The sequence below is a fragment of the Dysgonomonas sp. UBA7710 genome, from assembly GCF_002482385.1.
Taxonomy (GTDB): domain Bacteria; phylum Bacteroidota; class Bacteroidia; order Bacteroidales; family Dysgonomonadaceae; genus Dysgonomonas.
Genome location: NZ_DLFW01000029.1, coordinates 47456 through 71268 on the forward strand (window position 1 = coordinate 47456; position 23813 = coordinate 71268).

At 40.3% G+C, this 23813-nt stretch carries 15 protein-coding genes; 8 read left to right on the forward strand and 7 right to left on the reverse strand.

Annotated features, from left to right (window positions below):
- The first annotated feature begins 448 nt into the window (after nucleotides 1-448).
- The 4 genes from trpS (at nucleotide 449) to B3317_RS09500 (ending at nucleotide 4838) form a co-directional block, all read left to right on the forward strand.
- Nucleotides 449-1438, forward strand: a complete 990-nt coding sequence (gene trpS, locus B3317_RS09485) for a tryptophan--tRNA ligase (RefSeq protein WP_291110934.1) — start codon at nucleotides 449-451, stop codon at nucleotides 1436-1438.
- 170 nt (nucleotides 1439-1608) lie between these two features.
- A complete protein-coding gene (locus B3317_RS09490; protein WP_291110935.1) occupies nucleotides 1609-2961 on the forward strand; it encodes a DUF4026 domain-containing protein in 1353 nt (450 codons plus the stop codon).
- A gap of 156 nt (nucleotides 2962-3117) precedes the next feature.
- Entirely contained in the window at nucleotides 3118-4056 is a 939-nt protein-coding gene (locus B3317_RS09495; protein WP_291110936.1) for a glycosyltransferase family 2 protein, read from the forward strand.
- Nucleotides 4053-4838 carry a polysaccharide deacetylase family protein gene (locus tag B3317_RS09500; protein WP_291110937.1) on the forward strand — a complete coding sequence of 262 codons (786 nt, stop codon included), beginning with the start codon at nucleotides 4053-4055 and terminating at the stop codon, nucleotides 4836-4838. The genes B3317_RS09495 and B3317_RS09500 overlap by 4 nt, the downstream gene beginning before the upstream one ends.
- 3 nt (nucleotides 4839-4841) lie before the next feature.
- On the opposite strand, the gene B3317_RS09505 is transcribed toward B3317_RS09500, so the two are convergent.
- The 7 genes from B3317_RS09505 to dxs form a co-directional block, all read right to left on the reverse strand.
- On the reverse strand, nucleotides 4842-5075 hold the full coding sequence (locus B3317_RS09505; protein WP_291110938.1) for a DUF4834 family protein: 234 nt from the start codon (nucleotides 5073-5075) through the stop codon (nucleotides 4842-4844).
- 137 nt (nucleotides 5076-5212) lie between these two features.
- Nucleotides 5213-6034, reverse strand: coding sequence for a DUF4249 domain-containing protein (locus B3317_RS09510; protein WP_291110939.1), 822 nt, complete (start codon nucleotides 6032-6034; stop codon nucleotides 5213-5215).
- Between the two features lie 5 nt (nucleotides 6035-6039).
- Nucleotides 6040-8352 carry a TonB-dependent receptor gene (locus B3317_RS09515; RefSeq protein WP_291110940.1) on the reverse strand — a complete coding sequence of 771 codons (2313 nt, stop codon included), beginning with the start codon at nucleotides 8350-8352 and terminating at the stop codon, nucleotides 6040-6042.
- Between the two features lie 316 nt (nucleotides 8353-8668).
- Nucleotides 8669-9751, reverse strand: coding sequence for a CapA family protein (locus B3317_RS09520; protein ID WP_291110941.1), 1083 nt, complete (start codon nucleotides 9749-9751; stop codon nucleotides 8669-8671).
- Nucleotides 9752-9769: 18 nt separating this feature from the next.
- The gene (locus B3317_RS09525; protein WP_291110942.1) at nucleotides 9770-11227 is read right to left on the reverse strand and encodes a TrkH family potassium uptake protein; all 1458 of its coding nucleotides are present in this window, start codon (nucleotides 11225-11227) and stop codon (nucleotides 9770-9772) included.
- 10 nt (nucleotides 11228-11237) lie between these two features.
- A complete protein-coding gene (gene trkA / locus B3317_RS09530) occupies nucleotides 11238-12575 on the reverse strand; it encodes a Trk system potassium transporter TrkA (protein WP_291110943.1) in 1338 nt (445 codons plus the stop codon).
- Between the two features lie 96 nt (nucleotides 12576-12671).
- Complete coding sequence (gene dxs / locus B3317_RS09535; RefSeq protein WP_291110944.1) at nucleotides 12672-14618, reverse strand: 1-deoxy-D-xylulose-5-phosphate synthase; 1947 nt, start codon at nucleotides 14616-14618, stop codon at nucleotides 12672-12674.
- Between the two features lie 397 nt (nucleotides 14619-15015).
- Between dxs and B3317_RS09540 the strand changes: the two genes are divergently transcribed.
- From B3317_RS09540 to B3317_RS09555, 4 genes are all read left to right on the forward strand, one after another.
- Nucleotides 15016-17409: a TonB-dependent receptor gene (locus B3317_RS09540; RefSeq protein WP_291110945.1), complete on the forward strand. Its 2394-nt coding sequence runs from the start codon at nucleotides 15016-15018 to the stop codon at nucleotides 17407-17409.
- A gap of 228 nt (nucleotides 17410-17637) precedes the next feature.
- Nucleotides 17638-18762, forward strand: a complete 1125-nt coding sequence (locus B3317_RS09545; protein ID WP_291110946.1) for a PepSY-associated TM helix domain-containing protein — start codon at nucleotides 17638-17640, stop codon at nucleotides 18760-18762.
- An 81-nt stretch (nucleotides 18763-18843) separates the two neighbouring features.
- A complete protein-coding gene (locus tag B3317_RS09550) occupies nucleotides 18844-21702 on the forward strand; it encodes a glycoside hydrolase family 2 protein (RefSeq protein ID WP_291110947.1) in 2859 nt (952 codons plus the stop codon).
- 298 nt (nucleotides 21703-22000) lie between these two features.
- The gene (locus tag B3317_RS09555; RefSeq protein ID WP_291110948.1) at nucleotides 22001-23695 is read left to right on the forward strand and encodes an alpha-amylase family glycosyl hydrolase; all 1695 of its coding nucleotides are present in this window, start codon (nucleotides 22001-22003) and stop codon (nucleotides 23693-23695) included.
- Nucleotides 23696-23813 lie beyond the last annotated feature (118 nt).

Below are 23813 nucleotides of genomic sequence, written 5' to 3' on the forward strand. Positions count from 1 at the left end.
CACTGAGAATGCTGTTACCTTTGTCACTTTTTTACCACAGAGAACCAACGGTCGGCAGAGCCAAAAAAGAGTAACACAGAGTTTTTAATAAATGGGATGCTTCGCTCTGCTCAGCATGATAAGGCACAGCACTGTTAACTGATGACTGATAACTGTTTACTGTTTACTGAAAAAAGTGTTACCTTTGTTACTTTTTTAAGAGTTCCCTCGCTGGCGCGGACTTCCAGCCCGCGTCTTGTTGACAGGGTAAAAATGTTTGCTACGCAACACACAGACGGGACGTCTGCGCGAGCGGGTGCAAAGGTTCTACATCTTACGAGTCGTTGACTGTTGACTGCTAACTATTGACTGTTTACTACTTACCGGTCCGGATACAATAAGTAAGATATATCCGGCATTTTGCAGATTTTGACTATCTTTGCATATCAAAAACAGAATATAAACACATATGGAAACAGTTTTAAGCGGTATCCGCTCTACAGGGAATCTGCATCTTGGAAATTATTTCGGTGCACTGAGGAATTTTACAAGAATGCAGCATGAAAACAAATGCTTCTTTTTCATAGCAGATTATCATTCACTGACCACACATCCCGATCCTAAGATATTGCACGGCAATGTAAAGGGTGTATTGACAGAATATCTTGCAGCAGGTATAGACCCCGAAATATCGACTATATATATACAAAGTGATGTAACCGAAGTCTGTGAATTGTACTTGCTTTTAAATATGCACGCGTATCTGGGCGAATTATCCAAAACCGTTTCATTCAAGGAAAAGGCAAGAAAACATCAGGATAATGTAAATGCAGGGCTATTGACTTATCCTACTCTTATGGCTGCCGATATATTACTGCATAATGCTGATAAAGTACCTGTTGGTAAGGATCAGGAACAGCATCTGGAGATGACCCGTAAGTTTGCCCGCCGTTTCAATAACCTTTACGGTGTGGAATACTTCAAAGAGCCTGTAGCTTATAACTTCGGACAGGAATTGATAAAAATACCGGGGCTGGATGGAAGTGGCAAGATGGGGAAATCGGAAGGCAACTGTATCTATCTGGACGAGGACCCGAAAAGTATAGAGAAAAAAGTAAAGCGTGCCCTAACTGATGAAGGCCCTAAGGGGCCGAACTCCGAAAAGCCGGAATATATAGAAAATCTGTTTACAATATTGAAAGTAGTTTCTACAGCAGATGTTGTTCAGCATTTCGAAGACAAGTGGAATACTTGCGAGATACGATACGGAGATTTGAAAAAACAGTTGGCCGAAGACATTATAAAGGTTACGACTCCTATACGCGAACGTATCATTGATATTAAGAACGATGACGCGTACTTGCATAAAGTTGCCACCGAAGGAGCTGAAAAAGCACGGGAGAGCGCGCGGAAAACAATAAACGAAGTAAGGGAAATAATGGGAATTCATAAGTTCTGATTATCCGAACTTCTCTCCAATATACTCTATGCCTCTGTGCATACGAAAATCGGTATATATTTAAGATTTCCTAATTATAATATACCGATTTTTTTCATTACGTTTGTAGATATAAAAATGCTAAGTGAATTATAAACAAATCTTTATAAACACATCTATCAGACTCATATATGGATAACAACGAGAAATATGAATTGCTGGCTGAAGGCGAAACAGGACTTGCTTCAGGAATGGGTATCTATCCCCGTAGCAAAAGCTTTAAGTTCGATGCAGCGCAGATAGAAAAATCACTTTCTTCTCGAAAAGATTTCAAACTTATCTCTTTTAATAAAGCAGAAGTTGATATAGAGTTTTCTATTATGAGCTTTGCAGCAGAGATTGAATATCAGGAAACTGTATTCAATGTGGATCTGTATGTTTGTGAAGCCAAAAATATAAACCTGAGTGATTACGGTTTTGCAAATTCGATAGATGAAGAGTCATTGCAAACAGCAATGGAGCAGGAGCAATATCTGGAGACATCCATGTATTTCGAACTGGAACCTCTGACTTCATTCCATTTACAACTGAAAATAATGGATGCTATTGTCCCCGAAGCAAGTCTTGTAGTCGACTTCATGTCTTACAGGTTACTGTCTGCCAAATGGCTGAGTATGACCGCTAAATCACCGACACCTCCTTCACCTGATTATCTCTATACATTGCATTGTGTATATGACGAAAATGGGGAGAACGGTAATCGCAGATATTGGTTCCATACGCATGGGTTGCATCGCTGTGCATCTGTAGAACTGGAGATTCTTAATTTCAGTCAGGGAGCAGAGCAAATGAATACATTGATAAACATGACAGTAAAGAAATTTCTTTCGCATCCTGCAAAGGAGAAAGAACGGTTTACGATAGGTTACGATGGTATGGGAATCAACCTGTGCTGGCTCCGATGGGAGGAAGCACTGAAAGACCTGCCCAAAGGCATACTCGGTAGTGTGGCGGACCGGGATGAAGTAGATAATGTACATGCCGAGCCTTCGGGTATTCTCTTTGCTGTGGAAGATGGTAATATGGTTTCTCCCGAAATATACGCGCCTACGTTAGCCGAAAATCCGATTTATTATATAACGAATGAGGAGACTGAAAGAATGAGCGCTTTGGCAAAAGAACGTTTTTCTTCGTTCGAGAAAGTCTTCAGGAAGGAACATAAACAACCGGAGAAGAAATCGTTCCTCAAAAATATTTTTGGTTCGAAAAAAGAAGAGGAACAACCCGGATGGACTTTCCTTGTAAAGTTGGGATTGACTGTGGATGATCCCGAATCGGGCAGTGAAAAGGAGCACCTGTGGTATGATGTGATATCTGTAGAGGATGGAAAAATAGAAGGTAAACTTCTCAATCAACCTTATTGGATATCGGGGCTGAATGAAGGCGATATAAAAGCATACCCGTTCGATCTGCTTACAGACTGGATTATATATTCTCCGGACAATACATATACGAGTGATTCTATTTACTTACTTGAAGATTAACCGGACTCAATTATGAAATCCGAATAACTTTATCTTTAGTTAAAAAAGAACGTTTTAAGTAGCGAGAGCAAAAGCAAAATTTATTTTGATTATGCCGGGTCACGAGAAACGACTAATATAATTGAACCTTAGCTTTACATAAGATTAAGAATAAAAATGATATCAAACAAAAAAGTCTCAATTGTAATCTGTTGTTATAATGAGGAATCTAATATTCCTACAGTGATAAAAGCAATCCATGATACTATGGACACAACAGGCTACCAGTATGAGATTATAGCTGTCAATGATGGCAGTAATGACACAAGCCAAACTATACTGGAGAAAATGTGTGCGGAAGACCCTCAGCTTTTCTATATTGAATTCTCCCGTAATTTCGGTCATCAGAATGCTCTGAAAGCAGGACTGGATAATGCCACCGGCGATTGTATCATATCCATGGATGCCGATATGCAGCATCCTCCGCGTATGTTACCCGATTTTATCAAAAAATGGGAAGAAGGCTACGATATCGTATATACACGGCGTATGGATGACCCGACTTTATCGAAGAAGAAACGCGGAAGTTCAAGCCTTTTCTATAAATTTCTGAATATTGTATCTGATATACATTTGGAGCAGGGGGTTGCCGATTTCCGGTTGATGGACAGGCGGGCAGCAAATGTTCTTATCAATATTAAAGGAAATGATCTGTTTATAAGAGGTATCGTTCATTGGATAGGTTTTAAGCAATACGCAATGGATTATATGCCCGACAAGCGGTTGTCGGGACAAACGAAGTATACGTTCAAGAAAATGCGCAACCTTGCTGTACAGGGAATACTTTCTTTCAGTACAAAGCCTCTCCACCTTGCTTTATATCTGGGCTTCGGCATAGCCGTATTATCCTTACTACTGGTGCCATATGCTATTATCAGTCTTTGGACGGGGCATGTCATGGCAGGTTGGGTGTCTTTGATAATTACAGTCGGGTTTCTGGGCGGATTACAATTATTCATTCTTGGAATTATCGGATTGTATATAGGACGGATATTCTCGCAGACTAAAGGTTTCCCTCCATATATTATACGAAGTACAAATATTATTGACAAATGAGTTTAAAGATATTATTAAGTTTTGATATAGAGGAATTCGAGATGCCTCGCGAATACGGAGACCCTATTCCTTTCGACCAACAGATGGAAGTTTCCGTAAAAGGTACAACGCGTATACTCGATTTGCTTGCAAAACACGGAGTAAAGGCGACCTTCTATACTACAGCTAATTTTGCCAGTCATGCTAAAGATATAGTAAGCAGGATAGTTAACGAAGGGCACGAACTGGCTTCGCACGGATATGTACATGACCACTTCGAACCTCCCCATCTAAAGATGTCGAAAGATATACTGGAAGAAATAGGAGGGGTACCGGTACGTGGTTACCGCATGGCACGCATGGCGCCTGTGCCCGAAGAAGAAGTCTTCAAGGCAGGGTATATATATAACTCATCAATAAACCCGACATATCTGCCCGGTAGATATAATAAACTGAGTGAGCCGCGTACATGCTTTATACGTGAAGGGGTATGGCAACTACCGGCATCGGTGACACCGACATTCCGTTTCCCATTATTCTGGATATCTTTCCATAATTTGCCTTTAGGTATCTATACAAGCCTGGCAAACCGGACTTTGAAAAAAGATGGATATCTGAATGTCTATTTTCATCCGTGGGAATTTATGGATATAGGGCCGAAAAAGAAGTATAATTTCCCGTTCTATGTAACGAAAAATACGGATGCAAAGATGGTAGAAAGATTTGGGAAACTTATCGAATGGGGAAAGAGCAAAGGTTATGAGTTTGCCCGCACATGGGATTTTGTGGAGAGTATTAAATAAGTCTTACTCATCATCTTTTACCTCTTCATAGCTGATGTATTCGCCTTCGTTCTCTGAAAATTTTTTCTGAGAAATATTCGATGTTTTCGAATTTTGAGATTTGTTGCCCGACCGTTTTTTATTTGATTTTCCCCTATCTTCAGGGCCCAAAAAGCGGATGACACGTCCCAGAAGGACGCCTATTACCAGAAAACCGAACAGGCCCAATATTAATAGAAAGCCAAGAAACTTAAACATACTACAATTGAATTTCAGATATTAAGGTCACAGACCTTTTTGTTGCTTCATTAAATTAAAGTACAATAAGTAGTTAGATTGAAATAATGTATCATTAAATACTATCTTTTACTTAATTGGATAAGCAAATATACTGATTATTCACCAGATTCTGAGTATATGGCATCGGGACTTACGATAAAATCAGCAAAGCTTGTATTATATCCTTTAAAACAACCTAATACATCTCCCGTGAAATTGGTTATCGGATTAGTTCCACCATCCGCAGCAACAGAGAACAATGATTTATAGAATGTGTACATGCCTTTATCAAGAGTTTGCATTTCTATCCTGATTTGATCTCCTGTTTTCAGATCATTGTCATTGTTGTCGTCTTTGTCGAAGTATAGTATGCGGTGAACTTTTAATCCGTTTCTGAATTCATCGTCATCCAGATATATGCTCTTCATTGCATTGCCATTCACGTAGAGGATTGTATAATAATAGTTCGTTTCATCCACAGGGTCGTGAAAGACGAAAGATGGCGAGTACCAGGAATCTTTTCCGGCCTTGATCTCATAGATATAGGTTTCTTCAATGGGTATAGAATTGGGTATGACTACACTGGCTTCATGCGTGTTTCCTTCTGCTGTCACTTGTATGTGATACCTTTTATTTACTGCACCTAACATATTAGAGAAATATAATCCGGGCATATTTTGAGCTTCTCTCAGAATTTCGGTATTTCCATCTCCGTCAGTTAATATTATCTCTGCATCCGCAACCGTTTTGAAAGTGCTATTATCATTAAATGCCTGCGATTTTGTAAGATATACCGTACATGGTGAGCCTTCTGTAATAGCGGCATTTATCACTAGCTTGGGTGTCGCAGTGCGTAAATCCAAATCTACAATCTTCTCACAAGCTGTGAATAGTATAAGAACGATTGTGACTAATATGAGTTTGTATATAATTTTCATATTGTTCAAAATTTGAAATTCCATGATATGGAAGGAATAACACTGAATAAATAGATCATATATGATTCCGAAACCATCCGTTCGTCTTCATTCTGCCTGAAACCAAACATATAGGGATTTTTTCGCCCATATGCGTTATATACGCTAAAGGCAAGCTCTGAGGTATACTTCTTTGTTTTCTTCAGTGTACATATTGCTCCCAGATCGAGCCGGTGAAACGATGGCGCTCTATAGCTATTCCGGCCTTCGTAGTAATATATTGCATGGCCGTCCACAATGTATTTTCCTGATGGGTATGTCATCGGATTACCTGTTGCAAAAACCCAAGTCGCAGACAACGTCCATTTCTTATTGAGGTCATAGATACCTACTACGGATACATCATGCGTACGATCCTGATTTGCCACATACCATTTCCCGTCATTAATGCCGTTTATTTTCTTCTCACTGCGGGCAAGTGTATAGCCAACCCAACCATTAAATTTTCCAAATCTTTTTTTGAGGAACAGTTCCAGGCCATATGTCCGTCCTTTTCCAAATAGCAATTCGGTTTCTATAATTTCTTTTGCCCGAACATCTGCTCCATCCTTATAATCTATCTGGTTCCGGAGGTCTTTATAATAGAGCTCGGCGCTGAATTCTAACATATTATTTGAGAAATTACGGAAATAACCCACCGAAACCTGATTGGCGATTTCAGGCTTTATATAGTTGGTATTGGCAATCCATCTGTCGGTAGGGCTGGAAAGATTGGATGTGGAAAGCAAATGCAAATGCTGGGTTGTACGTGTATATGCCGCTTTGATAGAGGATACGTCGTTCAGCTGATAAGCAGCGGACAACCGAGGTTCTATATTCCAATATGTTTTAAGGAACTGGCCTTTCTTTGTAGATATAGTATCTATAATAGCATGATTTTCGAATTCATAATAATCTCCTCCGCCTAATACACTGAAAGACGACAGACGCAAACCGTAGCTAAATTCCAGTTTATCATGCAGCTTCATATTGTTCGAGGTAAAGATGGCGTTCTCCCATGAATTACGGTGTTCGTAGGGGGAGATCTGTAATTGTGACGGATCTTTACTGCTCAGATCCCCGGGTACAACCTGATGATAGATAGAGGTAAAGCCTGCCTTTATTGCATTCTTTTCATTCGGGTAAAAACTGAATTCCTGATTCAGGTTAAAGTCTTTGATATGAGAGGATACATTTAGCCCTGTAGTGAGGTCTACGCTTACATTGTAAGTATAGTCGGTATATGACAGGGTCGTAGCCGAGGCCGCTTTTGCATTGAATATATGATTCCATTTCAGACTGGCTATTGTATTTCCCCAATCTATCATCGCAACTTTATCCAACCCTAATTTATCCTTCCCCAAATAAGCTGTTAAAGTGAGTTTATTCCTATCCGACAACACATAACTCAACTTAGCATTGAGATCATAAAAGTATAGTTTAGAATCTTTTACCTGTTCTACTCCTATTACCCGGGCCAAAGCATCTGCATAGGTACGCCGTGCTGAAACAATGAAGGACGACCGTTCTTTTTGGATAGGTCCTTCGAAAGTCAGGTTTGAGGAAATAAGACCTATGCCTCCGTTAGCATGGTAGTTTTTCAGGTCTCCATCCTTCATACTTACATCTAGTGTGGAGGATAATCTACCTCCGTATTGCGCAGGCATAGAGCCTTTGTAAATAGTCATATTATCTACCGCGCTGGAGTTAAACGTAGAAAAGAAACCGAAAAGATGTGACGGATTATACACCGTGGCATTATCCAGCATTATCAGATTTTGGTCGTTACTCCCGCCACGTACATAAAAGCCGGTATTGCCTTCTCCGGCGCTCATTACTCCGGGTAGTAGCTGGATGGTCTTCAATATGTCGCGTTCTCCCAATAGAACAGGTATCTTATTAACCATCTCTATCTCCAGTTTATCCACTCCCGATTGAACATTCTTTACATTTTCATTGGTCCTTTGGGCAGATATTTCTACTTCTCCAAGTGAGACTACTTCCGGCTCAAGATCTACATTAAGCGTCTTGTCCTCATTTAGTTTAATTTTAATCTGTTTGGTATTATAGCCGATAAGTTTAAAGATCAGGTTATATTCTCCTTGCGGAAGAGTCAGGATATAGTACCCGGATTCATCCCCGAAACTCCCCTGCTGAGGTCGTTCTTTTACCCCAACAGAAACCCCGATGAGGGTTTCTCCATTATCGGCATTATTTATCCGGCCTTTTATTGTATATCTGTTTTGGGCTAAAGCTGCTAAAGAGAGAGTCAGCAGGAGCACAATCAAGAGAAATCTCATACTATATTTTTTAAGGCTAACAATAAGCCATACTCAATCTCAACGGAAAAACTGCTGTTTTATTTAGTGTTTCCTTTTTTAGGATTTAGACAAAGATAATTGTTTATTTGTTAAAGTAGTGATAAAAAAGGAACTGCAATGTAAAATATTAGATGGTAATGCTAGCATTTTTTTAAGCTACTAATTTAGTTCATGATAAATTTCAGTATAGATAAATGTAGATGAAAATGATTGCCTTTTTTGACATAAAGTTCTGTTTATTTTTTGCGCCTTAACGTCTTTGCGAGAGGTTCTTTTCTAAATTCATTCTATCAGTCTAATCCTTCTCCCATAAGCTCTCTATTGCATTCTTGGCATTGGAGGCAAAGGTTTTCATTTTCAGGAACGATTCTTCTCCTAATTTTTCTCGTCCCAGCTCATTATCGAAAGAGGCTATAGGGAGTAGTTCGAAGAAGGACGGGGTATCCTTGTCTTTCATCAATTTATTGACCCAAACAAGAGAGTATGAACAGGAGTTTATTATAACGCGGTTATTCTCATCTTTGCTTATATCTATCTTTACCATCATGCCCCCTGTCGTATTTATAGGTTTCATGGCAGAGATAAGATTCCCCATCGAATATACAATAACATTCTTGATCCCGTCATCTTCCTTTTGTATATCTATGGGTTGCACTACATGTGGGTGACCACCGATAACCAGACGTACTCCGTTGCTGACGAGAAAATCGGCAAGTTCTTTTTGCTCTTTATTGTGTTTCAGTACATATTCGATACCCCAATGCATATTGGCTATGATGATATCGGCTTTCATCACCTTAGCCTGTTCAATATCCTTTAGTATCTGTTTTTTATCTATATAATTGACTATGTTGGGCTTTGTTGCGCTATATCCGTTTGTATCATAGGTGTAGTTTAACATAGCGATACGGATACCGTTCTTTATCATCATCAGGGGGTAGTACAAGTCTCGTTTTTCTTCATTGACGAATACCCCTGTGTGCTTTACCTTTATCGAATCCAGCACCGTAATGGTACGTTCCAACCCCTTCTTCCCTTTATCCAGGATATGATTGTTCGACAAGAGGAATATATTGAATCCTGCGTCTTTCAGTGCGTATACATACTCGTCAGGAGAGCCAAACCGGGGATAGCCTGTATATCTTTCACCGGGTAAAGTAGTTTCCAGATTGACAACTGCAATATCTGCGTGTTTGATTTCATCTGCTACATACCGGAAATATGGAGAGTAGTCGTAGCCTTCATTTGTCTTCGCTACATCGAGTTGTCCTTTATGTTGCATGGCATCCCCTGCGAAAAGGAAGCTGACTTTCTGTTCTTGTGCAATAGCAGTGCAGGCAAAGAATATTACAGCAAGAAGAGTGTAGTGTTTTTTCATTTATATAAGAATCGGTTATTATCTTCTCCAGAAAGCAGGCATAAATAAAGAAAGTACTGTAAACAGTTCCAGACGGCCTGTTAGCATCAGAAAGCAAAGATACCATTTCGAAACCGTAGGCACGTCTGAAAAATGTCCGTTATGTCCTATCTCTGCCAGCCCTCCTCCGACATTTCCTATACAGGAAATAGCAGCGCCCAGGGAGTTTTCGAATTCCATACCCGACAAAGACAAGAGCAGGCAGCTTATGATAAGGATTCCCAGATAAAGGAATATGAAGGCCAGTACTTTTGTGACAATGTCTATGGAAATCACCCGGTCGTTGAGGCGGATGGGGAGTATAGCGTTCGGGTGTACCTGCCGTTTAAATTCATTGATAGAGTTCTTGAAAAGGATAATAATACGCACTATCTTAATACCACCCGCAGTAGAACCTGCACATGCTCCGAAAAGCATAAAGATAACTACTACAAACTGATAGAATGCTCCCCAATTCATAAAATTCTCTGTTGAAAAACAAGTCGTTGTCAGTATTGATACAACTTGAAACAGAGATGTCCGGAATGTTCTTTCCACACCTTCTATCTTTCCCGAAGAATATAGCCCGACAGCAATTATGGATACGAAGATCAGGATGATAAGGACATACCATTTAAACTCCTCATTCCTAAGGAGTTTTTTAGGGTCGCCTTTCATAAAGAAATAGATAAGAGGGAAATTGATACCACCTATAAACATGAATATGGTAATAACATACTCTATATAAGCAGAATTCCAGTAAGCGATACTATCTTGTTTGGTAGAAAATCCGGCAGTAGAAATAGTGGTGAAAGCATGGCAGACAGAGTCAAATATATTCATCGGGCCCAGCCATAATAATAGGATAAGTATGCCGGTGAGAAATATATAAACTACCCAGAGCCGCTTGGCTATCTGTGAAATGCGCGGGCGAAAACGGTCATATCCGATCCCTGTAACCTCAGCATCGTACAGTACGGAGGCATTCCCTCCCATGGGCAAAATAGTGGCGACGAACACAACGATACCGAGTCCCCCCATCCATTGGGTTATACTTCTCCAAAAAAGCAGGCCTTTGGGCATACTCTCTATATCGGTCAGTATGGTCGCACCTGTAGCGGTAAAGCCGGAAATTGTTTCAAAATAGGCATTACTGATGCTCGGTATTGCCCCACTGAAGTAGAATGGCAGCATACCAAAAGCAGAAAGAACGATCCACGACATGGCTACCATCAGAAAACTTTCCCGTTTTCCTATCGGTTTAACATAGTCTTCGGTGCCTGATAAGCGAAGGAATACACCGGCAAAGAAAGTTATAGTTGAGCTTATCAAAATTGCGTCTCCGGCTATTTCATGCGAATAGTATGAAACAACAGTTGCCGCCATCATAAACAGAGACTCTATGATGAGCAGGAAACCTATAGTCTTTAATACAAAACGATAATTAAAATTGCTCATTACATATTGATTAATGGAATAGCTTTTCTGCTTCGCGTAACGAATCTTCGAGACAGAAAACCACCACATGGTCATAAGGCTCTATCATGGTCTCCCCGTCAATCATCATTGGTTCCCCATTGCGAATCAGTCCTCCCAAAGTCACATTCTTGGGCAATATAATTTTTTTCACTTCTTTTTTAGTTATCCGGGAATTGGGGCGGGCTATTATTTCCGCTACATCGGCGTTGGCTACAGTAAGAGATTTCACATTGGATACGTCTGCGCTGAGCAGGAAACGGTAAATATTGCTTACAGTAATAAGCTTTTTATTGATGATACTGCCGATATCCAGATTTTCGGCCATCGAAATATAATCCATATTTTCTATCTCTGCCACTGTTTTCCTCACGCCGAAGCGCTTGGCTGCCATACAGGCCAGAATGTTGGCTTCGGAGTTTCCGGTAACAGCAATAAAGGCATCTATATCTTTTATACCTTCTTGTAGCAGGAATTCGGCATTACGTCCGTCGTTATGGTAGACGGTTACATTCTTCGGCAGTTTTTCCAGTAACTGATAGGATTTTTCCTTATCTGATTCCAGTAGTTTTATATTAGTAGAGTCGGGTAAATATTGGCAGGTACGGATAGCGATACGGCTACCGCCCATTATCATCACGTTTTTTACGTCAAAAGTAGCTTTACCTGCTATTCTTGGCAATTCGGCAACATCATCTTTGGTAATAGTAAAGAAAACGATGTCTCCGGCTAGCACCTGATCGCTTCCTTTGGGGATGATTGTGATATTTTTTCGTTTGATGGCAACAATATGGAATATCTTATTTTCCTGCCCCAGTTCATACAGATGCTTATTTACAAGTTCGGAATTTTCCCGGACTTTAATTCCGGCCAGGATGATATTACCATCGCAGAGTTCTATCCATTGGCGCACCCACGGACGCTTCAGGGCTGAAACAATTTCTTTGGCCGCCAGCATTTCGGGATAAACCATCGAGTTTATCCCCAGCTTACCAAAGAACTCTTTATTTTTAGGTAAAAGGTACTCGTAATTATCTATCCGGGCGAATGTTTTCTTTGCCCCCATATTCGAGGCCAGCATGCACGCTGTGATATTGACAGACTCATCAGGCGTAACCGCTATGAACAGATCAGCTTCTTCAACATCCACTTCTGTGAGGTCTTTCAGTGATGTGCATGATCCGGCCATAGTCATCATTTCCAAATTTGTATTTGAGAAATTGAGTTTGTCTTTATCGGTATCCATCAGCACAATATCCTGATTCTCCACTGATAATAGTTTTGCCAGATGTGTGCCTACTGCGCCTGCTCCTGCGATTACAATTCTCATAGATATATTATCTATTTAAGTTCTCAGACCTATTTATTATTTTTTTATCTATAACACCAAGAATCAGTTATAAAAAAATGCATTAAATACTTTCTCTTACTTATATATATTCTCATGTTGCTGAGGTACGACATTATACCGGATTAATGTTTCCCGCATCCGTTTTGCCAGTCCCGGAGCATCTATTTCGCAAAGTTTATTCAACTCTTTTATTGAACCATGAGTCACAAACTCGTCAGGCAAACCTACACGGGTAACATTTATATTATGATAATTATTTTCTGAAAAATATTCAAGGACGGCACTGCCCAATCCTCCGTTTTCAACACCATTCTCAATGGTCATAACATTTTCGAAATTCTCGGCTACTTCTTTCAGTAATGCCTTGTCTATTGGTTTCAGGAATATCATGTCGTAATGGGCAATGGAATATCCCTCACTTTCTTCTATTACGGCTATCGCCTCCCGGGCGGCATTTCCGATAGGACCTATTGTGAGTACGGCCAGATCTTTACCGTTTTTCAGCTTTCGTCCTTTACCGATTTCCAGTTTCTCCATTTCACATTCCCAATCGCATAATACACCCTGGCCTCTCGGGTAGCGGATAACAAACGGCCCGTCATGGCCATAAGCTGCCGTAAACATCAGATGGCGGAGATAATGCTCATTGTATGGTGAGGCGATTACCAGATTCGGAATACAACGCATATATGCGAGGTCAAATGCCCCGTGATGAGTAGGCCCGTCTTCGCCTACCAGTCCGGCTCTGTCGAGACACATCACCATATGCAGGTTCTGTAAGGCTACATCATGTATCACCTGGTCGTAGGCCCGCTGCATAAAAGATGAATATATATTGCAGAAAGGCAGAAGCCCTTCTTTTGCCAGTCCGGCCGAATAAGTTACGGCATGTGCTTCGGCAATACCGACATCGAAAGCCCTGTCGGGAAATTCCTTCATCATATATGTCATGGATGAACCTGTTGGCATGGCAGGAGTAATACCTACTATTTTTTCATCCTGCTGTGCCAGTTCGACAAGAGTATGACCGAATACATCCTGAAATAGTTGAGGCTGGTCTTTCGATTTTACAACAATCCGTTCTCCGGTTTCTTTATCGAACTTACCCGGCGCATGCCATACTGTAGCGGATACTTCCGCAGGCTTGAAGCCCTTACCCTTCACGGTATGTATATGCAACATTTTAGGGCCTTTCAGATCTTTGATGTTCTGTAAGATACGTACCAAACCACGTAGGTCGTGTCCGTCCACGGGGCCAAAATAACGGATGTTAAATCCTTCGAACAGATTATGCTGTTTAGTCAGCAAGGATTTTAGACTATTATTGAACCGGAGAATGAAATTTTTACCTTTCTCTGTGATCAGGTTTCCTTTCTTAAACTTCTGATAAACATCATTCCTCACGCGGTTATAAGCCGGGGAAGTTGTCATTTTTACCAGATAATCCCGTATTCCACCCACATTATCGTCGATAGCCATATCATTATCGTTAAGGATAATAAGTATATCGTTAGGCTGGGAATTTGCATTGTTCAGTGCCTCAAAAGCCAGTCCTCCGGTCATGGACCCATCTCCGATGACTGCTACAACATGTCTGTCTTCTTTTTTCAGGGTGGAAGCCACAGCCATGCCTAATGCCGCCGAAATGGAATTGGACGCGTGTCCGGCAATAAAAGCGTCGTATTCGCTTTCTTTCGGATTGGGAAAACCGGCCAGGCCACCAAACTGGCGGTTGGTATGGAATTTGTCTTTTCTTCCTGTGAGTATTTTGTGGCTATACGCCTGATGTCCTACATCCCAGACAATTCGGTCGTATGGAGTGTTGTATACATAGTGAAGGGCAACGGTTAACTCTACTGTACCCAGACTGGAACCGAAGTGCCCCGGATTATTGCTTAACTGGTCGATAATAAAAGTCCTTAAATCTGAACAAAGAGTTTCCAGCTCTCCTATGCTCAGGTTTTTCATGTCGGAAGGATAATTTATCTTCTCTAGTATTGATATATCGTTTTGTTCACTCATAATCGTTTTCTTCAAATATAGAACCGCCCTTTTTATGGGTATAATAAACAGGCAAATATATAAAACAAATAGCATTTATATATTAAGTTGCATGTAATTTAACCTGTTGAAGCAGATACTTTTTGTATACTGAAAGAAAATGACAGCTTCAGTCAGAGTATTTTAAAGATAAATATCCCGTAAGCAGTTTATTAGTTAATTTAATTAACAGGATTCGATATTTAATCTTTATAAATAGATGGCCTTTCTAAAAATACCATACCCATCAATCCCTATTTATGGTTATAATTAAATAAAATTATCATTATTTTTTGGGATTGCCAGCCTAAGCAATAATCAGGACCTTTGCCCTCGATTATTTTTATCTATTCACACATATACAAAATATATAATAATTATGAGGAAAATTATTTTTCTAAATCTATTACTTATTCTCAATATATCATTTGTTGTTGCACAGACGATAAAGGGAAAAGTACTCGATGATAATGGGCAACCTTTAGCTTCGGCTACTGTTGTTATTAAAGAACTGCAAAAAGGAGTATCTACTGATAATGAAGGAAAATTCAGATTTGTGCGTCTGCCTAAAAGAGAACTTACTGTAGAAGTAAGCTTTGTAGGTTATAACAATAATGAAAAAAAGGTAAATCTTTCTGATGATAAGGAAATACATCTTCAATTTAATATGGTGCCAAATACCAACCTGAATGAAGTCGAAGTATTCGGTGAGCGTTACAAACAACCTGAAAAACTGGATGCGATTACCCGTATGCCACTTCGTCCGAGCGAACAGATACAAAGTATCTCGGTTATTTCCGATAAAGTGATAGCGGAACAGGGTGCTTTGACCATTACAGATGCAGTACGTAATGTGCCCGGAGTAACGCTTTTTGGTTCTTACGGAGGAGTACGTGAAAGTATGTCTACCCGTGGTTATCGTGGGGTTCCCGTTTTGAAAAACGGTGTGCGTGTAGATTCGGATTTCCGTACAGCATCACTTGCTTCTGATATGCAGGGTGTAGAAAGTATTCAGGTAATAAAAGGTTCGGCTGCTGTAACTCAAGGTATCGGTGATGATCTGGGATCTCCCGGTGGAGTTATTAATGTCGTAACTAAAACCCCGAAGTTTGTAAACGGAGGAGAAGCTGCATTGCGTGTTGGTAGTTGGGGGCAAGTACGTCCTACTTTTGATGTCCAATCAGTATTGGATAATAAAAAAACTGTGGCCTTCCGCCTGAATGGGGCTTATGAAAGAGCAGACAGCTATCGTACCAAGATATCTAAAAACAGAGTATATATCAACCCATCGTTAGAATGGCGTCCGGATGACAAAACTACTGTCACATTGGAAATGGATTATCTGAATGATAACACTACTCCTGACAGGGGGACTGTAAATCTCGCAGCCGATAATGAAGAGGCTCTTTATGATATGCCGCATGATAAGTTTTTGGGATTCGAGACTGATAATGTGGAAACAAAGACATTGACATATGCTGCCCGCATCACAAGGCAGCTTGCAGATAAAGTAAGCGTGAGAGCTGCATATTTTGCATCAACGAATAATACTGATAACATAGGCGTAGGTGCTTTAAGAACAGTAACCGGTAAAGATTATAATATCCGTAGCCGTACCCTCACCCGCTCGTTAAGGGATGATAAGAACAGGACTTTCCAGCTTGACCTGATTGGCCGGGATGTATATACCGGACCAATTAAGCATACTTTCCAGGTTGGATTCGATTACAAATCGAACAATCTTGAAACAACAGGGTATGATGCTATTAAAGTTGATGAAATTGACATTTTTCAAGAAATACCAAATACTCTGCCTTCATCAGTTACAGATCAGGCTATGGTAGCACAAGATCCGGCAAAATCAAATTCTTCTGCTTACGGAATCATGGCTCAGGAAGTAATGACAATCAACGAGTATCTAAGAGCTATACTGGGCTTACGTTACAGTTACGGAACAAGTAGCAGCGCTACCGGCACAGGACTAGTTACAGGTGATTCATGGAATCCTATATTCGGATTAATGGTGTCGCCTATTAAGAATATCAATCTGTTTGGTTCTTATACCACAACTACAAGTTTGCGTTCAGCATCTAATCTACAAGAAGACGGTAGCCCGATAGGGCCATCAACAACAAAGCAATGGGAATTCGGTGTTAAATCTGATTGGCTTGACAACAGACTCCGATTTAACTTTACATTCTTTGATATTAACAATGAGAATCTTTCTTACTCCATTCTGGACGAGAATGGTGTAACTACTAACCGTTATGGTTTGGCCGGTGATCTGAAAAGAACAGGTATTGAAACTGAGCTATCAGGAAGAATATTGCCAAATCTGCAGGTAATGTTAGGCTATGCGTATCTGAATGCCAGATATACAAACAGCCCTGTCTATGTAGAAGGTTCGGCTCCAATGAACGCACCGGAACATACTGCAAACGGATGGTTATATTATACAATAGATAAAGGAACTCTTAAAGGTTTATCTATAGGGGCCGGAGTTTACTATGTAGGAGAACGTCCTGTTAATGAATATCTGACAGAAAGAACTAATGCTAATATTCATGACACTAAACCTGGAGTGGAACCATTCGATATGCCTGCCTATACAACAGTAAATGCACAGTTGGCATATTCAGTTGGGCGTGTTACTACACGTGTATATTTCAATAATATATTTAATGAAATAGGTTATAACTCGTATTACCGTGGTGGTTATATAAATCAAACCGACCCACGCAATTTTGCGGCAGTAGTATCGTACCGTTTCTAAAGCGAATCACTATTTATGATTACGGGGCAATGAGAAAATCATTATTTATTGGGATTGCAGATTGTTACAATTAGTCCGAAATTTGCAAAGATGATAGTTGATTTAATCTGCCTCAATTCTCAAAAAGATATAGATTAAAGAATTACTTAACTTTGATGATAGTTGTTCCGATGAATTGTTTGATAGTCAATCCATCGGAACTTTCTTTTAGAATACAGAAATACATTTATGCGTAAATTTCTCAAACAGCTACACAAATGGCTCTCTATTCCTGTCGGGATTATCATTACAATCGTTTGTTTTACCGGAGCAATACTTGTCTTTCAGGATGAAATACTCCAACTTTCAAATCCTTCCCACTATCTTGTAAAAGAGGTTAAAGATACCCCGATACCATTGGATGAACTGATACCGATGGTAAATGCTCAACTGGATAGCAATACTGTAGTCAGTGTGCAGATACAGGACGATCCGGAACGTACCTATACGATGACTCTCAAAGAAGGCTTCCGCATATCGGCATTTGTAAACCAGTATACAGGAGAAGTGACCGGGATGTATAAATTCAGGGAAAGCCCGTTCTTTACTATTATGTCGATTCACCGTTGGTTATTGGATGGCGGACGCACATGGGGAAAATATACTGTCGGTATTTCTACGTTGATATTCGTATTTATCCTTATCAGCGGTTTTATAGTATGGATGCCCCGGCGACTGAATAAGAGCCGTTTCAAAATTCAGTTTCGTAAAGGAGGGAAACGTCTATGGTACGACCTGCATAACGTGCTGGGAGCATATGCCTGTCTTGTATTGCTAATCTGCGCACTTACAGGGATGATGTGGTCTTTCGAATGGTACAGAAACGGAGTATTTAAGTTATTCGGAGTAGAAGTGCCTAAGGAATCCGGACATGGGGGAGGAAACCGTGGAGGCGGAGGAGGAAGTAAGGACGGGAAAAAAGAAGAACTGAATATTGCAAACTGGCAAACAGTATTCAATACCCTGAAAACAACAAATCCGGATTATGAATATATCCGCGTGCAGGACAAATCTGCAACAGTACATCTGAAGTCGTCTGTTACATCGCGGGCCACAGATAAGTATGACTTTGATAAAAACACGGGAGAGATAACAAAAATCACCCTTTTTAAAGATCAGCAAGGAACAACTAAAGTATGGGCATGGATATATAGCCTGCATGTAGGGAATTACTGGGGTATCTGGTCGAAAATATTCACTTGTTTCTTTTCTCTTGTGGGCGCAAGTCTACCCATTACAGGCTATTACATCTTCTTTGTAAAGAGAAGGGAAAGAGCAAAAGTAAGGGCAAGAAAAGAAATACGCAAAAGTTAATTAACGTTTGAGTGTTATCTCACGGGTAAAAAACAGTATCTTTGTCTGACCTATTAATCAAAAACAATAAAGTCAGGACCCATGATTAACAAACAACAAAAATTGTATCTGAAAAGTACGGTGATACTACTTCTATTTATGGTATTATCTGCAAATTTCAAAGCACAACAGTTAACTAACTTATGGACGGGACTCCGCCAACCTCAGTTTCAATCGGAATTACCGAAAGGCAATGCTTCATTTCAGGAAGCAAAAAGAGTCGAAAAACAGAACTTACCTACTAAGCTGATCCCAACCCAAGAGGGGGAATGGATTATTACTCAGGGCTGGGAAATGACCGACGGAGCAACGGTAATTGAATCCGGAAAGTCAATATTCGATCCACAATTGAATACGGCAACATGGTATAATGCCACTGTACCCGGCACAGTACTTACTACATTGGTAAATCAGGGAGTTTATCCCGATCCGTTTTTTGGACTGAATAATATGAATATCCCCGATTCGTTGAGCCGCACCGATTGGTGGTACAGATGTAAATTTACTATTCCGCAAGATATTGCCGGCAAGCAGCTGCAACTCCTCTTCAATGGTATAAATTACCGGGCAGAAGTATATCTGAACGGAAAAAGGCTGGGTAGCATAAAAGGGGCTTTTATCCGTGGTGAATTTGATATTACGGCCATCGTAAACCGGGACTCGGAAAATATACTTGCTATATATATCCTACCTCCCAATAATCCGGGAATACCTCACGAGCAATCGATGATTGCCGGGCAAGGTTTGAATGGAGGAGTGCTTAGTACCGACGGACCAACATTTATATCTTCTATAGGCTGGGACTGGATTCCGGGCATTCGCGACCGTAATACAGGTATCTGGCAGGATGTAAGGCTTAGATCGAGTGGTGATGTATTGATCGGCGATCCGTTGGTGACAACAGATATTCTTCTACCTGATACTACTCAGGCCAAAATAACTATCCGTACCAATATCCGTAATATAAGTTCAAATGCTATAAGCGGAACACTCTCTGTAAAAATAGAGAATATCAGTGTCAATATGCCTTATTCATTGAAAGCTAATGAGGAAAAAATATTGGTTTTCAGACCCGAGGAGTACAAGGAATTAAATATAAAAAATCCCCGCCTATGGTGGCCGAATGGCTACGGCAAACCGGAATTATATGACATGGAACTAACCGCCCGGACAAATAGCAGTATCTCGGACACGAAGAAAGTACGCTTCGGTATCCGTGAGATGTCATATGAACTGATGGTGAGTGATAATAACCAAAATAAAAGAGTGCTTTATACGCCTAACTCAACAACAAATAAAGGAAACCCCATATTCGATTATGAAAAAAGGGCTTTCTTTACCAAAGATAATCAACTGCCTGCAATTGCCAAAGGCGCAGACGTATCAGGATTGGAAACATTATCTGCCGACGATCCTGTCGGACCTTTCCTTGCAATCAGGGTAAACGGAGTAAGGATATTCTGCCGTGGCGGCAACTGGGGTATGGACGATGGTATGAAAAGGGTGTCGAGAGACCGAATTGAACCGTATGTACGTTTGCATCGCGATGCTAATTTCAATATCATCCGTAACTGGACGGGTGAATCGACCGAAGAAGTATTTTATAGTCTTTGCGACGAATACGGCATGCTGGTTTGGAACGATTTCTGGATTACCACTGACGATACTGTGGAGCCAAGCGACTTCGACCTGTTTGTTAAGAATGCTACTGATGTAGTACGCCGTTACCGCAATCATCCGTCTATAGCTATCTGGTGTCCCCGGAACGAAGGCTTTGCCCCCGAGGGAATGAGCGAAATGCTTACTAAAATGGTAGCGAAAGAAGACCCTACCCGCCATTATCACGGTCAATCCCGTTTTCTGAATATGGGAACAAGTGGTCCGTGGGGATACTTTAAAGATCCGTCGCTATATTATACCCAAAATGCAAAAGGCTTCAATACCGAAATGGGAAGTTATGCTATCCCAACGGCGAATACCATCCGCAAATTCATTGCACCGGAAGACCAATGGCCGATAAATGATGTTTGGGCATACCACGACCTGCATCACACATCCCAGAATTTCGGGGATTTTATGAATGCAGTAGACCGCTATGGCAAACCGGATAGTATGGAGGATTTTGTCCGCAAATCACAATTCATTACATACGATGCATGGCGCAATATGCTCGAAGCATGGAATAGCAAGATGTGGAACAATACTACAGGCCTTATACTGTGGATGAGTCATCCGGCATGGCCGAGTATGATTTGGCAGACATACACTTACGATTATGAAACACCAGGTTCATATTTCGGAGCGAAGAAAGCCTGTGAACCGGTACATATACAAATGAATTTGCCGGATAACGATATAATGATTATTAATACGACATTGCACGATTACAGATCGGTGACGGCCAGTATCAGGTATATAAACCTGCGAGGGAAAGAGTTGTACAAGAAAGACATAAAACTGGATGCTAAAGCTAACTCAGCCACTAAGTGTTTTGTTCCTGAAAATGTGAATAGTTTGCCTAAGCTATATCTGGCGCGCCTGGAGTTGAAAGATATAAAAGGCAAAACGGTATCGACAAATGACTATTGGATAACTGACGGCGGCAGTGATTCATACAAGGATATGAATACACTATCTTCTGTAGATGTAGTTGTAAAAGCTATAAACACTAAAGGTAAGACATTGGTAGAGGTGTCAAATCCTTCAAAAACGTTAGTCGCTGCACTGAAACTAAATGCAGTGGATAAAAATACAAACGAAATACTTCTTCCTGCCTATTTTTCTGATGGTTATATCAATTTATTACCCGGAGAGAAGAGATTCGTAGAATTGGCATTACCTCAGCATTTGCCGGATAACTATAAAATTATAGCTGAAGGATATAATGCCAGAAGCAAGTAAAGTATAAAGGCTTTTATATAGAAAGATTTGCAACCGCATTTGTCTCGTACAGATGCGGTTGTTTATGACTTACCTTTATCAGCACAAGCAGCATTACCTTAATATCACAGACTCAGTGGTCGTAAAGTTCATTTAAATTTTAACGGCAGATTCGTATTAATCACCATAAGCTAAGATCTACAGCTGCCCGCCGCTATATATAGATAAAGATTTCATTTTATACTCACGGCCAATTTGTTATAGATATGATATTATTCGATAAAAATTTCGGATATTTGTATTTCAAAATACACATATAATGAAGGAAAAATTATTTATTTATCAGGTACTTCCAAGGCTATTCGGAAATAATAAAAACATAAACAAAGAAAATGGTACGCTGGAAGAAAACGGAGTCGGCAAATTTTCCGCCTTCGACAATAAAGCGCTGAAAGAAATAAAAAAAATGGGATTTACCCATATATGGTATACAGGTGTATTAGAGCATGCTTCCAAAACAGATTATTCTGCATATGATATTCTTAAAGACAATTCCGATGTAGTAAAAGGTAATGCCGGGTCTCCTTATGCAATACGCGACTATTATGATGTGTCACCTGATCTTGCAGATGTGGTTGCAAACAGGATAGCTGAATTTGAAGAACTGGTAGACAGGACACACAAGAACGGGATGAAAGTAATAATAGATTTTGTACCTAACCATGTCGCACGCCAATATCACTCGGATGCCAAACCACGGAAGGTAAAAGACTTCGGGGAGGACGACGATTTCTCAATTGCATTCGACCCTGACAATAATTTTTATTATATACCAAATCAAAAACTGGAATTGCAGTTTCCTGTTCAGCAGGGCGATGACGCTTATGTGGAATATCCGGCAAAAGCGACAGGAAATGATTGTTTTACAAATAAACCCGGAGTAAACGACTGGTACGAAACCGTTAAACTCAATTATGGTGTGGATTATAACCATGGAAAAACCAATTGTTTTATGCCTGTTCCTGATACATGGCTAAAGATGCAGGATATACTACTGTATTGGACGTCGAAAGGTGTTGACGGATTTCGCTGCGATATGGCCGAAATGGTACCCGTTGAATTCTGGAATTGGGTAATCCCTAAAGTCAAGGCTAAGAATAAAGCGCTTATTTTTATTGCCGAGGTATACAATCCTGCACAGTATCACAATTATGTGCACTGGGGATTATTCGACTACCTGTACGATAAAGTTGACTTGTATGATACGCTTCGCGATATCACATGCGGGTATAAACCGGCGTCCGAAATAACTTTCTGCTGGCAGCGGATCGGGGATTTACAGCCAAAGATGCTAAATTTCCTCGAAAACCATGATGAGCAGCGGATAGCTTCCGATTTTTTTGCCGGAGACGCATTTAAAGCTATTCCGGGGATGATTACGGCAGCTACAATGCATACCAATCCGGTAATGATATATTTCGGGCAGGAGCTAGGTGAGCGTGGAATGGATAAAGAGGGTTTCAGCGGAATGGACGGGCGAACTACCATTTTCGATTACTGGTCGGTAGATTCTGTGCGGAACTGGAGAAATAACGGCTCTTTTGGTAATGATAACCTTACACAGGAACAGATAAAATTACGCAAATTCTATCTTCAGCTAATACAAATAGCGAAAGAAGAAGAGAGTATTAATTCCGGTAAATTCTTCGACCTGATGTATCATAACTATGAAAATCCGGGATTTGATTCCACCAGGCAATATGCGTTCCTTCGCTCCGGTAAAAAAGAATTTATACTCGTAGTCGCTAATTTTGCGCCGTATGCATCGGAAGTATCGGTGCATATTCCATCAGAAGCATTCGACTATATAGGAATTGAACCGCAGAGAATAAAAAATGCAAAAGAACTATTTTCAAGGAAGAATATTCCGCTAAGTTCCCGCTGGGATAAAGCCTTATATATTAATATAGAAGCCTACTCCGGGAAAATAATCAAATTTTCTGTCGGACAATAAGTAACTGCAAAATATATTTTCGGTAAAATTTAAATAATTACTAATCGCTAGAGTAATTTGTTTTTGCTAATTTTACAGCCTATAACAGAACAATAACCTATAATTATCAAAAAGATTA